Annotated in this window: 14 protein-coding genes and 1 pseudogene; 5 read left to right on the top strand and 10 right to left on the bottom strand. The window is 69.0% G+C overall.

The window, feature by feature from the left end:
* The first annotated feature begins 4 nt into the window (after positions 1 to 4).
* A complete protein-coding gene (locus tag EPY72_RS16420) occupies positions 5 to 532 on the top strand; it encodes an Lrp/AsnC family transcriptional regulator (protein ID WP_134672141.1) in 528 nt (175 codons plus the stop codon).
* 26 nt (positions 533 to 558) lie between these two features.
* Here the strand turns inward: EPY72_RS16420 and EPY72_RS16415 are convergent.
* A pseudogene (locus tag EPY72_RS16415) lies at positions 559 to 1,743 on the bottom strand (3-hydroxyacyl-CoA dehydrogenase); the annotation flags it as partial.
* A gap of 122 nt (positions 1,744 to 1,865) precedes the next feature.
* Complete coding sequence (locus EPY72_RS16410; RefSeq protein WP_135807120.1) at positions 1,866 to 2,936, bottom strand: phosphotransferase family protein; 1,071 nt, start codon at positions 2,934 to 2,936, stop codon at positions 1,866 to 1,868.
* A 144-nt stretch (positions 2,937 to 3,080) separates the two neighbouring features.
* Here EPY72_RS16410 and EPY72_RS16405 point away from each other — a divergent pair, with 144 nt between their 5' ends.
* From EPY72_RS16405 to hisD, 3 genes are all read left to right on the top strand, one after another.
* Positions 3,081 to 4,298, top strand: coding sequence for an acyl-CoA dehydrogenase family protein (locus EPY72_RS16405; RefSeq protein ID WP_135807119.1), 1,218 nt, complete (start codon positions 3,081 to 3,083; stop codon positions 4,296 to 4,298).
* Positions 4,299 to 4,446: 148 nt separating this feature from the next.
* Positions 4,447 to 5,226 carry an SDR family NAD(P)-dependent oxidoreductase gene (locus EPY72_RS16400; protein ID WP_134672145.1) on the top strand — a complete coding sequence of 260 codons (780 nt, stop codon included), beginning with the start codon at positions 4,447 to 4,449 and terminating at the stop codon, positions 5,224 to 5,226.
* Between the two features lie 70 nt (positions 5,227 to 5,296).
* On the top strand, positions 5,297 to 6,577 hold the full coding sequence (gene hisD, locus EPY72_RS16395; RefSeq protein ID WP_135807118.1) for a histidinol dehydrogenase: 1,281 nt from the start codon (positions 5,297 to 5,299) through the stop codon (positions 6,575 to 6,577).
* Between the two features lie 294 nt (positions 6,578 to 6,871).
* Here hisD and EPY72_RS16390 read toward each other — a convergent pair whose 3' ends face one another.
* The 5 genes from EPY72_RS16390 to EPY72_RS16370 form a co-directional block, all read right to left on the bottom strand.
* A complete protein-coding gene (locus tag EPY72_RS16390) occupies positions 6,872 to 7,240 on the bottom strand; it encodes a HesB/IscA family protein (protein WP_134672148.1) in 369 nt (122 codons plus the stop codon).
* Positions 7,241 to 7,319: 79 nt separating this feature from the next.
* On the bottom strand, positions 7,320 to 7,520 hold the full coding sequence (locus EPY72_RS16385) for a dodecin (protein ID WP_134672149.1): 201 nt from the start codon (positions 7,518 to 7,520) through the stop codon (positions 7,320 to 7,322).
* Positions 7,521 to 7,573: 53 nt separating this feature from the next.
* A complete protein-coding gene (locus tag EPY72_RS16380) occupies positions 7,574 to 8,236 on the bottom strand; it encodes a DUF2238 domain-containing protein (RefSeq protein WP_134672150.1) in 663 nt (220 codons plus the stop codon).
* Positions 8,233 to 8,838 carry a hypothetical protein gene (locus tag EPY72_RS16375; RefSeq protein WP_134672151.1) on the bottom strand — a complete coding sequence of 202 codons (606 nt, stop codon included), beginning with the start codon at positions 8,836 to 8,838 and terminating at the stop codon, positions 8,233 to 8,235. Before EPY72_RS16375 ends, EPY72_RS16380 begins: the two co-directional genes overlap by 4 nt.
* Positions 8,839 to 8,887: 49 nt before the next feature.
* The gene (locus EPY72_RS16370) at positions 8,888 to 9,850 is read right to left on the bottom strand and encodes a metal-dependent hydrolase (RefSeq protein WP_134672152.1); all 963 of its coding nucleotides are present in this window, start codon (positions 9,848 to 9,850) and stop codon (positions 8,888 to 8,890) included.
* A gap of 589 nt (positions 9,851 to 10,439) precedes the next feature.
* On the opposite strand from EPY72_RS16370, the gene EPY72_RS16365 reads away from it, so the two are divergent.
* Entirely contained in the window at positions 10,440 to 11,630 is a 1,191-nt protein-coding gene (locus EPY72_RS16365) for a pyridoxal-phosphate-dependent aminotransferase family protein (RefSeq protein ID WP_210423558.1), read from the top strand.
* An 18-nt stretch (positions 11,631 to 11,648) separates the two neighbouring features.
* Here the strand turns inward: EPY72_RS16365 and EPY72_RS16360 are convergent, their stop codons facing one another.
* The 3 genes from EPY72_RS16360 to EPY72_RS16350 are packed head-to-tail and all read right to left on the bottom strand — an operon-like array spanning position 11,649 to position 12,845.
* A complete protein-coding gene (locus tag EPY72_RS16360; RefSeq protein WP_134672153.1) occupies positions 11,649 to 11,972 on the bottom strand; it encodes a DUF7116 family protein in 324 nt (107 codons plus the stop codon).
* Positions 11,973 to 12,029: 57 nt separating this feature from the next.
* Positions 12,030 to 12,563 carry a hypothetical protein gene (locus tag EPY72_RS16355; RefSeq protein WP_134672154.1) on the bottom strand — a complete coding sequence of 178 codons (534 nt, stop codon included), beginning with the start codon at positions 12,561 to 12,563 and terminating at the stop codon, positions 12,030 to 12,032.
* Positions 12,564 to 12,605: 42 nt separating this feature from the next.
* Entirely contained in the window at positions 12,606 to 12,845 is a 240-nt protein-coding gene (locus tag EPY72_RS16350; protein ID WP_134672155.1) for a DUF5816 domain-containing protein, read from the bottom strand.
* Positions 12,846 to 12,887 lie beyond the last annotated feature (42 nt).

The raw sequence follows: 12,887 nt of genomic DNA, 5'->3' as shown, positions 1-12,887 counted from the left end.
CATCATGACCGCCGAATCGGAGCCTCCCGACTGGGAGTTCAAGGACCGCGACATCGCCATCCTGCGCGAGCTCACGCGGGACCCCCAGCTGTCCTCGCGGGATCTCACCGACATCCTCGCCGAGGAGTACGACATCGACGTCTCGCACGTCACCGTGAGCGAGTCGATCCGTCAGATGCGAAACGAGGGCGTGTTTCGGGAGGCCATCATCCCGAACGAGGAGTACTACATCTTCGGCCTGCTCGAGTTCAAGTTCAACCCCGAGCACTTCGCGGAGGGGTGGCGCGAGGCGATGGAGTACATCCGCGACGACCCCCACACCCTGTTTTACTTCCTCTCTGACGGCGAGTACCAGTGGAAGACCGTGATGATGTTCCCCGATCGGGAGTCCGAGTCGCGCTGGATCCACGAATTCTACAAAGCCCACGGCGACGTGATCGCCAACGTCCGCAACTCGGTCATCCACAACGTGCTCAAGTTCGGCACCGACCCCGAGATATTCGAGGGGTTACACGCCGAACGCGACGAGTAGTCCCTCGGCGTTCAGGCGTCCGACGCCGACTCGCCGTCGTCGTAGCGGTGGAACCCCGCGCCCGCCGCCTCGCCGGTCCGGCCGTTCTCGACGAGTTCGAGAAGGTAGTCGTCGGGCGCGAACCGGTCGTCGCCCGTCTCCTCGCGGAGCGTCCGAAGTTCGTCGAGGACCGTCTCGAGGCCGAGTTCGTCCGCCCGCCGACAGATCCCCTCCGGGAAGCCGAGTCCGAGCGTGACCCCGGTGTCGATCTCCTCGGGGGTCGCCACGTCCTCGCCGACGAGCCCCGCGGCCTCGTTGACCATCCGGGCCTCCACTCGGAGGGTATCGAAGTCCTCGCCGTCGCCGGGCTCGTAGTCCGCGCCGTCGCCGTCCTCGTAGTCGTAGTACCCTCGGCCGGTCTTCCGCCCGAGATCGCCGCGCTCGACCTTCTCGGCCATGATCGGCGGAATCGGCCGGCCGCCCTCCTCGCGGACGTGGTAGCCGACGTCGATGCCGGTGAGGTCGGCGAGTTCGAACGGCCCCATCGGGTAGCCCCGGCGGTGGACCATCGCGGCGTCGGCCGCCCGGACGGTGGCCTCGCCCTCCGAGACCATCCAGGCGGGCTCGGCCGAGAACGGCCCCAGCACCGTGTTGACCACGAATCCCCGGACATCCTTCCGGACGTAGATCGGGGTCTTGCCGATCGACTCGGCGAACGCGGCGGCGGTCTCGGCTGTCTCGTCGGCGGTCTCGGCGCCGTAGACGACTTCCACGAGCTCCATCTTCACCGGCGGGTTGAAAAAGTGCAGACCGACCACGGACGCCGGCCGGTCGGTCGCCGACGCCATCTCGGTGATGCTGAGACTCGACGTGTTCGACGCGAGGATCGCGTCCTCGGGCGCGAACTCGTCGACGTCGGCGAACACGTCTTTCTTGATCGCCATCTGTTCGGGCGCGGCCTCGATCACCAGCTCGGCGTCCTCGACCGCGGCCCGGAGGGCGGTCGTGGTCTCGATCCGGTCGAGGATCGTCTCGACCGGCTCGTCGAGCCGGCCCTTCTCGGCGAGTTTTTCGAGGCTCCACTCGATGTCCTCGTAGCCGTCGGCGACGATTTCGGCCTCGACGTCGCGCATCGCGACCTCGTAGCCCGCCATCGCGGCGACCTCCGCGATGCCGTGGCCCATGTTGCCCGCGCCGACCACCGCGACTCGCTGGATGCTATCGACCGTCATGCCCAATCGGTTCGTGACACGCCGACTTAACTCCACCGAGCTACGCTACCGATATTAACCGATCGTTCGGCTATTCAAAAATTTGGTAATTCGAGGTGGGGGTGGCCGCGCTCCCGGCGGCGCTACAACGGCTCGCCGCCGTCGATGATCCGCTGGGCGCGGTCGGCGAGCGCGGGCACGCGGTCTTCCATCAGCGGGTAGAGGTCGTCGTCGCTGTTGCCTTCGAGGTACCGCCGGTAGAACATCTCGCCGAGCGCCGCGAGCTTGTACACCGCCAGCGTCCGGTAGAACCGGTCGTGGGCGTACTCGATCCCGGTCGCCGCCTCGTAGCGATCGACCAGCTCTCGGCGCGTCGGGTAGCCCTCGGCTTCCATGAACGCCGCGGTGAGGTCGGGCGTGGCGGGCTCGGGGTCGCCGGGATCGCGCCAATAGGACAGCAGCCAACCGAGGTCCGCCCGCGGGTCCCCGAGCGTCGCCATCTCCCAGTCGAACACCCCGACGAGCTCCGGCGGGGTCCCCGGCCCGAACATCACGTTGTCGAGCTTGTAGTCGCCGTGAACGAGCGTCTCGGGGTGGTCGGCCGGGCAGTGCTGGGCGAGCCACTCGCCGACCCTCCGGAGTTGGGGGACCGCCCGCTCGTCGGCGGTCCGCTCGAACGCCCACTGTAGCTGTTTGGTCCAGCGCTCGACCTGCCGTTCGGTGTAGCCCGCCGGCCGGCCGAAATCGTCGAGCCCGACCGCCTCGTAGTCGACGGCGTGAATCTCCGCGAGGCCGTCGACGAGCTCCTCGCCGACGCGCCGGCGGTGGTCGACGGAGCCGAACCGATCGGGCTCGCGCCGCCGGAGTACGTCGCCCTCGATGCGCTCCATCACGTAGAAGTCGCTCCCGATGATCGACCGGTCCTCGCAGGCCAGCACCGCGGTCGGGACCGGCACGGCCGTCTCCCCGAGCGCGTCGAGCACGCGGTACTCCCGGAGCACGTCGTGGGCGGTGTCGGCGGTCTCGCCCGGCGGCGGCCGTCGGACGACCAGCTCTCGGTCGCCCCACGTCACGAACAGCGTCTCGTTGGAGTACCCCTCCTCGTGGTGGGCGACCGCGTAGTCGTCTGGCTCGCCCAGTCGATCGGCGAGATACTCTCGAAGCGCCTGTTCGTCGACGAGTCGGTCGAAGTAGTCGGATTCGTCGTCGGTCATGGTTCGTGGTCGGATGCGGCCGTCGGAGCGACCCGCCTGGGCCACGGTCCGCGTCGATCTACTGTACGCCCAACGCCGGTATAGTACTTACGCGAGTAACCGAAACGGAGTAATATTTTTACATCGTTGCGGAGACGTTGGCGTATGGAGTACGACGACCCAGCGAGCGGGGAGGCGGTGGCCGACCGAGTTCGGGAGTTCGTCGACCGGGAAGTGATACCGGTAGAGCGCGAGCACCTCGGCGGCCCGCCCGTCACGGCCGAGACGATCGAGAGCCTCCGGGAAGCGGCCCGCGAGTACGACGTGTACGCGCCCCAGATTCCCGAGGAGTACGGCGGGCTCGGCCTCGGGTTCCGGGAAGCGCTCGCGCTGTTCGAGGAGGCGGGTCGGAGCCTGCTCGGGGCCGCCGCGATCCGGGTCGACGCGCCCGACGAGGGCAACATGCACACGCTCGAACTGGTGGGGACCGACGACCAGAAAGAGCGGTGGCTCGGGCCGCTCGCTCGCGGGGAGATCCGGTCGGGGTTCTCGATGACCGAGCCGATGGACGGCGCCGGCTCCGACCCCAAGATGATACGCACGACCGCCGAGAAAGACGGCGACGAGTGGGTCATCGACGGCCACAAGTGGTGGACCACGCAGGGAAGCGAGGCCGACGTGTTGTTAGTGATGGCGCGGACCGACCCCGACGCCCACCCCTACGAGGGGTGTTCGATCTTCCTCGTGCCCGCCGACGCGCCCGGCGTGGAGGTCGTCCGAGACGTGCCCCACGTCGGCGGCGGACTCACCGGGATCGGCCACGCCGAGATCCGGTACGACGGGGTCCGGGTCCCCGAGGAGAACCTGCTCGGGGCCGAAAACGCGGGGTTCGCCATCTCCCAACAGCGGCTCGGACCCGCCCGACTCACCCACTGCATGCGCTTTTCGGGGATGGCCGAGCGCGCCCTCGACGTCGCGAAGGCCTACGCCGAAGAACGGCGCGCGTTCGACGGGACGCTCTCGGAGAAGCAGGCGCTCCGGTTCGAAATCGCCGAGGCCGAGACCCGCCTCCACGCGGTCCGGACGACCGTTCGCCACGCCGCCGACCGGATCGCGGCCGGCGAGGAGGCCCGGACCGAGGTGGCGATGAGCAAGACCTACGCCGCCAACGTCGTCCAGGACGCCGTCGACACCGCGGTCCAGATCTGTGGCGGCAACGGCATCGGCAAGGACCTCCCGCTGGCGGACTTCTACGAGAACGTCCGGCAGTTCCGGATCATCGACGGCGCCGACGAGGTCCACAAGCGCGTCATCGCGCGCGACGCCTTCGAGGACGTCGACGCCGGCGAGGTCGAACACCTCACTCGGTATCGGGACGGCTGAGTCGCCGAGCCCGTTCGGTCTGCCCCGATCTGGTCTCGCACCGGTCGCGACCGCACCGCGGCCCACCTTTATTAACGATCGGCGACAATACGGAGATTGTGTTAACAATGGTAGCTTCGAACGCGGCGATCGGGACGGAGGGACGCGCGTGACGACCGACCAGTTCGGCGTCGACGGTCGGACCGCCATCGTCACGGGCGCGAGCTCGGGCATCGGGAAGGCGATCGCCGAGCGGTTCGCCGCCGACGGGGCCGACGTGGTGGTCTGCTCGCGCGAGCAGGACAACGTCGACCCGGTCGCCGACGCCATCGCCGACAGCGACCGAGAGGGCCGGGCGCTCGCGGTCGAGTGCGACGTGACCGACCGGGACGCGGTCGAGGCGCTGGTCGAGGCGACCGTCGAGGAGTTCGGCGGCGTCGACGTGCTGGTCAACAACGCGGGCGCGAGCTTCATGGCCTCCTTTGGGGACATCAGCGAGAACGGCTGGGAGACCATCGTGGACATCAACCTCCACGGGACCTACCACTGCACGCAGGTCGCCGGCGAGCGCATGCGCGAGGACGGCGGCGGCGCGGTGATCAACCTCGCCAGCGTCGCCGGCCAGAAGGGCGCGCCCCACATGAGCCACTACGGCGCGGCCAAGGCGGGCGTGATCAACCTGACCTCGACGCTCGCGTTCGAGTGGGCCGGCGACGACGTGCGGGTCAACTGCATCGCGCCCGGGTTCGTCGCCACGCCGGGCGTCGAGTCCCAGATGGGCGTCAGCGCCGACGAGATCGACCGCGAGCAGGTCGAACGCCGGATCGGCACGTCCGAGGAGATCGCCGACGTCGCGCAGTTCCTCGCCAGCCCCGCGGCCTCCTACGTGGTCGGCGAGACGATCACCGCGGCCGGCGTCCCCGACATCATGGAGACGCCCGACGTCTGAGCGGTCGATCGCCGGTCGGGTCCCCGGCCGGAAGGAAACCGTTTTTCGCCCGGCCTCCGAACCGCGTGGTATGAACGCACGACAGATCGCGGACCTCGGGCCGGACGACCGGCGAGCGCTGTTCGACCGGGACGCCGGCATCGAGGCGGTTCGGGACGACGTCGGCGACATCGTCGCGCGCGTCCGCGAGGAGGGCGACGTGGCGGTCCGGGAGTTCTGCCGGGAGTTCGACGGGGTCGAAGTCGGCAACCTCGACGTGACCGACGCGGCCGAACGCGCCTACGAGGATCTCGACGACGACCTCCGGTCGGCGATCGAGGCCACCGCTCGGAACGTCCGGGAGTTCCACGAGGCCCAAGCGCCCGACGACTGGCGCGAGTCGTTCGGCGAGGGCCGCGAACTCGGCCGGCGGTTTCGCCCCATCGAGCGCGTCGGCGTGTACGTCCCCGGCGGGGCCGCGGCCTACCCCTCCAGCGCGCTGATGGGCGTGATCCCCGCGACGGTCGCGGGCGTCGAGCAGGTGCTGGTCGCGACCCCGCCGGCCGACGAACTGAACCCGGCGACGCTCGCGGCGATCCACGTCGCCGGCGCCGACACCGTGGTCAGCGTCGGGGGCGCCCAAGCGGTCGCCGCGATGGCCTACGGCACCGAACAGGTCGATCGGGTTCAGAAGATCGTCGGGCCGGGCAACAAGTGGGTCACCGCGGCGAAGGCCGAGGTCCGGGGCGACGTCGAGATCGACTTCCTCGCGGGGCCGAGCGAGGTGCTGGTGGTCGCCGACGACACCGCCGACCCCGAACTGGTCGCGGCCGACCTGCTCGCGCAGGCCGAACACGACCCGGACGCGGCGGTCGCGCTCGCGACCGACGACGAGGCGCTCGCCGAGGCGGTCGCCGACGAGATCGACCGGCAGGCTCCCGAACGCGAGCGCACCGAGACGATCCGGGCGGCTCTCGACAACGAGACCAGCGGGCTGTTCGTCGCGCGCTCGATGAGCGAGGCCGTGTTGTTCGCCGAGGAGTACGCCGCCGAGCACCTCTCGATTCAGGCCGACGACGACGAGGCGATCCTCGACCGGATCGACTCGGCCGGGAGCGTCTTTTTGGGGCCGTACACCCCGGTCGCGGCGGGCGATTACGCCAGCGGGACCAACCACGTCCTGCCGACGAACGGGCTGGCGAAGCTCACCGGCGGACTGTCGGTCGACACGTTCGTGCGCTCGACCACGGTCCAGCGCCTCGACGAGACGGGACTGGGCGACCTCTCGGAGACGATCACGACGCTCGCCGAAGCCGAAGGGCTCGAAGCCCACGCCGAGAGCGTCCGCAAGCGGTTCGACGGCGGCGACTGAGAGCCGACCGAACCCACGTTCGGGTCGTTGTCGGTAGTTCTCGGAGCTTTATGCGACCGCTGGACGTAGTGTGAACGGACGACACGAAAACAGATGGCGTCCGGCGTCGAGATCGCCGTACGCCACTGCAACTACTGGGCGCTCGTCGCCCGGTGGTTCGTCGCGTCCCAGTTCGGCGACGACGAGGTCTACGGGATCACCGACGGCGCGCGACTCGGCGACGAGCGGTTCGACGCCATGCGCAGTACGGGTGGTCGATCCGGACGCGCTCGACGGGACGGCGTAGGCGCCGGCTTACGTCCGGAAGCTCTCGCCGCAGCCACACTCGCTGACGACGTTGGGGTTCTCGACGTGGAAGCCCGCACCCTGAAGGCCGTCCTCGTAGTCGACGACGCTGCCCTCGATGTAGTTCAGACTCGCGGGGTCGACGAACACCCGGAGGTCGTGGTGCTCGTAGACGGTGTCGTCGGCCTCGGCGGACTCGTCGAACCGCATCCCGTACGAGAGGCCCGCACAGCCCCCCTGCTGGACGAACAGCCGGAGACCGGCCTCGTCGGCGTCGAGGCCCTCGCTGTCGAGGAGCGCGAGCGCCTCCTCGGCGGCGGTCTCGGTCACCTCGATTCGGGGCGTGGTCTCGCCGTTCGGCGCGGTGTCGGTACTCATACCACTCCCTTTCGGGCCCGGGATGATAATTGTGACGCCGAGAATCGAACGGGTTCGGCCGGGAATATTTCCGGGAGTGCTACGCTTCGAGTTCGAACGCGACCGTTACCTCGGCCTGATACTCTCGGTCGTCGACGCTCCCGAGTTCGACGCCGAGTTCGTCGACCTCGACCCACTTGATGTTCTGGAGGGTGTCTTCCGCGCGGTCGATGGCGTCGTCTGCGGCCTCGTCGAAGCTCTCGGGACTCGTACCGATGAGCGTGATCTTCTTGAACACCATAGCGAGTAGACGTTCGTCCCAGACTGTCATAAAGCCACCCGGCGGTCGCGGGCTCAGTCGGCCTGTCGCCCGCGGTTGTCGAGGCGCTCCTCGACGGCACCGACGACGTCGGTGAGGTACGCGGTGCCCCACACCGCCACGAGGAGGCCGCCGACCGCATCGAACAGCAGGTCACGCATCGTGTCTTCGAGTCCGTACTGGGTGAGCACCGAGGTGCTCCCGGTCATCGAGGCCACGCCGGCGATGCCGAACTCGATGACCTCCCAGACCACGCCGAACGCCATCACGAACATGAGGATGAACACGAACATGAACTTCGGCGGGAGGTAGACGTCGTCGGTGTGGCGGTCGATGGCGCGGGCGGTCGTGTAGCCGATCGCGGCCACGAGCGACGACGAGAGGGCGTGAGTCACGCTGTCCCATCCCAGCCCCATGACCGTCATCCGGCTCTGGTACGGCCCGAGGGTGCCGACGACGTGGAGGAACACCGCGCTCGTGATCCAGAGGGTGAGCCCGGCGTCCATCGGGATGTCGTAGTCGCGTTCGAGCACCGCCGGGAGAAAGGTGACCGCGAGCGCGATGGTGGAGTTGACCATGATGCCGACGTGGCCCCGGTCGAGCCCGATGAAAAAGATGCCAAGCAGTATCAGCTCCATCGCGCGGGTCAGCTGTTCTTGGCGGCGCTTGGAGATTCTGAGCCGGTCTCGGAGCTTCATCGCCGGCTCACCTCGTCGGGGAGCCGCGGGTCCATCCGGACGAACCGTCGGAAGTACCACTCGAAGACGACCCCCGCGGCCGCGCCGGTCGCGGTCGCCGCCACGAAGTCCCACATGAGTCGGTGCTCGCTCTGGATGAACGCGGTGCCGAGATAGATGTCAGAGAGCCACTGGACGACCGCCCACACGCCCGCGGTCGCGATCGTGGCGACGACCACGAACAGCACCGCGAACCAGTGGGTCATCTTCACCGGCGTGAACGCGTGGAGTTCGACCGCCACGATGAGCGCGAGCGCCGCGACCGAAAAGTAGGTTGCGACCCGCGAGGTGAGCACCATCGTCGCGAGCGCCCGGCCGAGCAGAGGGAGCGCGGCGAGCACGAGCACCTCCCACGGGAGCATCGCGTTGGGATCGCGGTAGATCGCGGCCGGGGCGATCGCCACCCCCGCGACGAACGCCGCGAACCCCGCCCAGAGGAAGTCGCCGTCGAGAGCGCTCTCGACGACCACGAGAAGGATGAACGCGACGAGTAGCCACGCGAGCCCCGCGTTCACTCGCTCGTCTTCGACCACGCTCTCTAGCGTCGGCGCGCGGCGTGCCATACGCCGGGGTTCTCACTCCCGCTACAAGAAATGTGAGGGTCTCGGGGTTCTACAAGAAATACGCCGACCCCGTCGACGCGAGGTAGGTCAGCGTGTACGCCAGCGTCGCGACGCTGACCGCGCCCAGCCCCGTCAGCGCCCACGTTACCGTCTCGTGCCACTCGGCGGTCAGGATCGACCGCGACGGGAGCAGTTGGGGCGCGACGCCTACGAAACCGAGCGCCAGAATCGAGAACACGAACTGATAGGAGCCGTCGACCGAGGGCGCGGGCAACACCACCGCCGCGATGGCGTACGCGATCCCGACCGCCGCGCGGGCGTCGACGTGGGCGAACAGCCGGCGGTCGGTCGCCCGGAGGTAGACGTAGCCCGCCGCCCAGATGGTGGCGAGTTCGATCCCGAACACGCCCACCAGATTCAGCGTCGGGTCGGCGTGCAACACCACCCGGGCGTCGAGCAGGCTCGGCTCGAACGGATAGAGGAACGCGGGCGGGGTTCCGGTGAACACGTCGCCGAAGGGGTGGCTCAACAGCCCGACGAGCGCGGCGACGACCACCGCACGCGGCCCGAGATCGGTGGTTCCGGCCGCGACGACCGCGAGTGCGAGCCCCGAGAGTACGAACAGCGTCATGATCGCGCCCGCGAGTCCGCCCCCGGTCGCGAACGCGACCGCGACGAGGGCGCTCGCGAACCCGACCGCGAGGAGCCGGGCCGGCCACCTCTCGCAGGCGGCGAGTCCGAACCCGACCGCACCGACCGCGCCGACGACCAGCGAGTGGGTGACCGCGCGGTGGACTAGCGTCGAACTCCCCCAGAACGCGGACGTCATCTCCCAGACGCCGCCCAGGCCCGCCTGCGCGAGCCCGAACATCGCGTACGCCATGTCGACGTCGGGGACCGCGGCGAACCCGCCGGCCACGACGCCGAACGCCAGCGCTCGCTCGGCGGGCCACCGCCGCGCCGCGACGGCGGTGGCGAGCGCGAACGCCACCATCGCGTGGCCGACCATCATGGAGTAGTCGATTGGCGCTCGGGCGATATAAGTCTCTTGTCGCCCGTTCGGTCCCGACCGGTCTGAAAACAGCGCGCCTCGACGCTCGACTCCCGCGCACCGAAATCGGAAAATGCGCCGGCCGGCGGACGACGGTTCGCCCGCCGCCGGTCGCTTCGGCCCCTCGATCTCGACGGCTCGGTACGGAGCGCAACGGCGCCGACCGGCGACCCGCCGTCCCCCGTGACGACGGCCCCGCCGCGTCGGGACCGACCCCTCCCCCATGTGATCGGTCCCGGACGGGCCGGACCGCGTCCGCCGGGTCGTCGGTCGGCGCCGCGCGTCTCCCGCAGTCCGGTCGTGTCGTTGGGAACTCTCGCCCGGCGGACGCCCCCGTTCATCCCCGGGCGCTCTCGGCTACACCGGTATCCCGAATAAACGGGCGTGACCGTTCGCGCCCGTTCGCTCGGGAAACAGATTGTTTCTCGGCGACAGGTCGAGTGGCTGTCCATCAATCCCGCGTTACCCGACCGACGCCCCGCGACAACAGCCGAATAATCCCCGCGGTCGGGTGGAAGTCTTTTAGTCGCCGGGGGCGGTATCACGGCCCATGGTAGAGAAACCTGCCGTTGGCGAGCTGACACCCCCGGACAGGACGCTGATGGGTCCCGGTCCCAGCGAAGTGCATCCCCGCGTGCTCCGGGCGATGAGCACGCCGCTGGTCGGCCACCTCGACCCGTCGTTCGTCGAGATCATGGACGAGGTTCAGGAGCTTTTGCGCTACACGTTCCGGACCGACAACGAGTGGACGATCCCGGTCTCGGGGACCGGGTCGGCCGCGATGGAGGCCGCCGTCGCCAACGTAGTCGAGCCCGGCGACACGATGCTGGTGCCGACCAACGGCTACTTCGGCGGTCGGATGGCGTCGATGGCAGAGCGCGCCGGCGGCGACGTCGTCCACGTCGACGCGCCGTGGGGCGAGCCCCTCGACCCCGCCGACGTGGCCGCGGCGTTCGACGAGCACCAGCCGGACGTGTTCGGGTTCGTCCACGCCGAGACCAGCACGGGCGTGCTCCAGCCGAACGTCCCCGAACTGACCGACGTGGCCCACGACCACGACGCCCTGGTGATCGCCGACTCGGTCACGTCGCTGGGCGGCGTCGAGCTGAAAGTCGACGACTGGGGGATCGACGTGGCCTACTCGGGCCCCCAGAAGTGCCTGTCGTGTCCGCCGGGCGCGAGCCCGCTGACGCTCAACGACCGCGCGATGGACAAGGTGCTCTCCCGCGAGGAGGAGGCCCGCTCGTGGTACCTCGATCTCTCGCTTCTGGAGGGGTACTGGGGCGAAGACCGGGCCTACCACCACACCGCGCCGATCACCAACGTCTACGCGCTCCGCGAGGCGCTCCGGCTCGTCGCCGAGGAGGGCATCGAACAGCGGTGGGCGCGCCACCGCGACGTCGCGGGCGCGCTCAAGTCCGGCGTCGAGGCGATGGGGCTCGAGATGAACGCCCCCGACGACTACTGGCTCCCGAGCCTCAACGCCGTCCGGGTCCCCGACGGCGTGACCGACACCGACGTGACGGGGTATCTGTTAGACCAGTACGACCTCGAAATCGCGACCGGCCTGGGCGACCTCGACGGCGATATCTTCCGGATCGGCTGTATGGGCTACTCGGCCCGCGCCGAGACCGTGTCGTACCTCATGGCCGCGCTCGGCGACGCGCTCGACGCTCAGGGCGCGGACGTCGACGTCGAGTCGGGGCTGGCCGCGACCGCCGCGGCGCTGGGCGACCGATAAACCGAAAACGGCGTCGTTTCAGACCGCGGGTGCGGCGCTGGGGGGCGCGCGCGCCACCTCGTAGTCGCCGGACTCGCGGACGCCGATCACTGCCCACTCGTAGGTCGGATCGAGCCGTCGGAGTTTCCGCCGGAGCTCGGGCGCGTGGTCGTCCCAGGTTACGAAGCATCGCATGTCGCCGTCGTCCGGCGTCTCGTCGGACTCCGCCAGCGCGGTCACGCGGACGGAACGCCACTTCCGCTCGGCCCGAAACTCGCTCCCCTCGCCGCCGGAGACGGTGTAGCCCAGTTCGCTGAAGATGGACCGCGCCTCCTCGACGGGTGGTGTGCTAACAGTGGGCATCCACGTTCGGCTACGACCGACGGGGTAATAAACTTTCTTGCGACCGACCGGCCCGGGCTACGAGAGACGGATCGTCGGATTCCGGTGTTGGGACGCGAACTCCTCGATCTCGCCGTTCTGGCGCAGTTCCTTGATTCGCTCGCGGGCGGCCTCTCTGTCGATGTTCGCGACGGTCTCGCCGACCGCCAGCACCTTCGACTCGGGGACGCCGCGCTCTTCGGTGACCGCACCCCACATGTCGCCTTCGGCGTCGGCGACCTCGGTCTGGATGAGTTCGACCACGTCGCGGATGTCGTCGATCCCGTCCATCGCGTCGTGCCAGTCGGGCGGGTACGCGCTGATCCGTCCGTCGCCGACCTCGTAGAAGCGTTCGCCCTCGGACCACGACTCGCTGTCGGTCACCCGGTCGTCGAGCGCCCCGAGATCGACGTCGAAGTAGACCGCCTCGGCGTACGCCGCCAGCAGATCCGGGTCGATCCCGCGTCGATCGCTCGGGTGACGTCGCTCGACCGTCTGGACGAACTCCCGAAGCGTCATCGTCTCGCTGTGCTCGTCGAGTTCCTCGACGACGCCCTCGCGTACCTCTGACATAGTGGTCGTTCGGCGACGCCGAGTAAAAGTCGAGTGGCCGGGCTACTCGTGGGCGGCGTCCCACTCGGTCGGCTTGCGGATGTTGCCACAGACGTTACACTCGATGCGACCCATCGCGTCCATCGCGTTGTCGATCCGCTCGCAGTTGCCACAGAAGTAGCCGTACCGGCGCTCGCGGTCCTCGCCGCGGTAGACGACGAAAAACGGCCCCTTCGAGCCGCGCTCGTCTTCCTCGCGGGCGACGTACACCGTCTCGCCGTCGCCGGTCGTGGTCGCGTTCATCACACCCGCGTAGTCGGTCGAGGGGCTTAGGCGTACTGACTC

This window comes from Halorussus marinus (genome assembly GCF_004765795.1).
In the GTDB taxonomy this organism is placed as follows: Archaea; Halobacteriota; Halobacteria; order Halobacteriales; family Haladaptataceae; genus Halorussus; species Halorussus marinus.
Note: the sequence above shows the minus strand (reverse complement) of the source record. Positions and strands in the feature narration are given on the sequence as shown.

Bases quoted from the DNA above. Each gene is read 5' to 3' on its own strand.
- EPY72_RS16420 (WP_134672141.1), top strand. From the start codon at position 5: ATGACCGCCGAATCGGAGCCTCCCGACTGGGAGTTCAAGGACCGCGAC.
- EPY72_RS16410 (WP_135807120.1), bottom strand. From the start codon at position 2,936: ATGACCGACGACGAATCCGACTACTTCGACCGACTCGTCGACGAACAG.
- EPY72_RS16405 (WP_135807119.1), top strand. From the start codon at position 3,081: ATGGAGTACGACGACCCAGCGAGCGGGGAGGCGGTGGCCGACCGAGTT.
- hisD (WP_135807118.1), top strand. From the start codon at position 5,297: ATGAACGCACGACAGATCGCGGACCTCGGGCCGGACGACCGGCGAGCG.
- EPY72_RS16390 (WP_134672148.1), bottom strand. From the start codon at position 7,240: ATGAGTACCGACACCGCGCCGAACGGCGAGACCACGCCCCGAATCGAG.
- EPY72_RS16385 (WP_134672149.1), bottom strand. From the start codon at position 7,520: ATGGTGTTCAAGAAGATCACGCTCATCGGTACGAGTCCCGAGAGCTTC.
- EPY72_RS16380 (WP_134672150.1), bottom strand. From the start codon at position 8,236: ATGAAGCTCCGAGACCGGCTCAGAATCTCCAAGCGCCGCCAAGAACAG.
- EPY72_RS16375 (WP_134672151.1), bottom strand. From the start codon at position 8,838: ATGGCACGCCGCGCGCCGACGCTAGAGAGCGTGGTCGAAGACGAGCGA.
- EPY72_RS16370 (WP_134672152.1), bottom strand. From the start codon at position 9,850: ATGATGGTCGGCCACGCGATGGTGGCGTTCGCGCTCGCCACCGCCGTC.
- EPY72_RS16365 (WP_210423558.1), top strand. From the start codon at position 10,440: ATGGTAGAGAAACCTGCCGTTGGCGAGCTGACACCCCCGGACAGGACG.
- EPY72_RS16360 (WP_134672153.1), bottom strand. From the start codon at position 11,972: ATGCCCACTGTTAGCACACCACCCGTCGAGGAGGCGCGGTCCATCTTC.
- EPY72_RS16355 (WP_134672154.1), bottom strand. From the start codon at position 12,563: ATGTCAGAGGTACGCGAGGGCGTCGTCGAGGAACTCGACGAGCACAGC.
- EPY72_RS16350 (WP_134672155.1), bottom strand. From the start codon at position 12,845: ATGAACGCGACCACGACCGGCGACGGCGAGACGGTGTACGTCGCCCGC.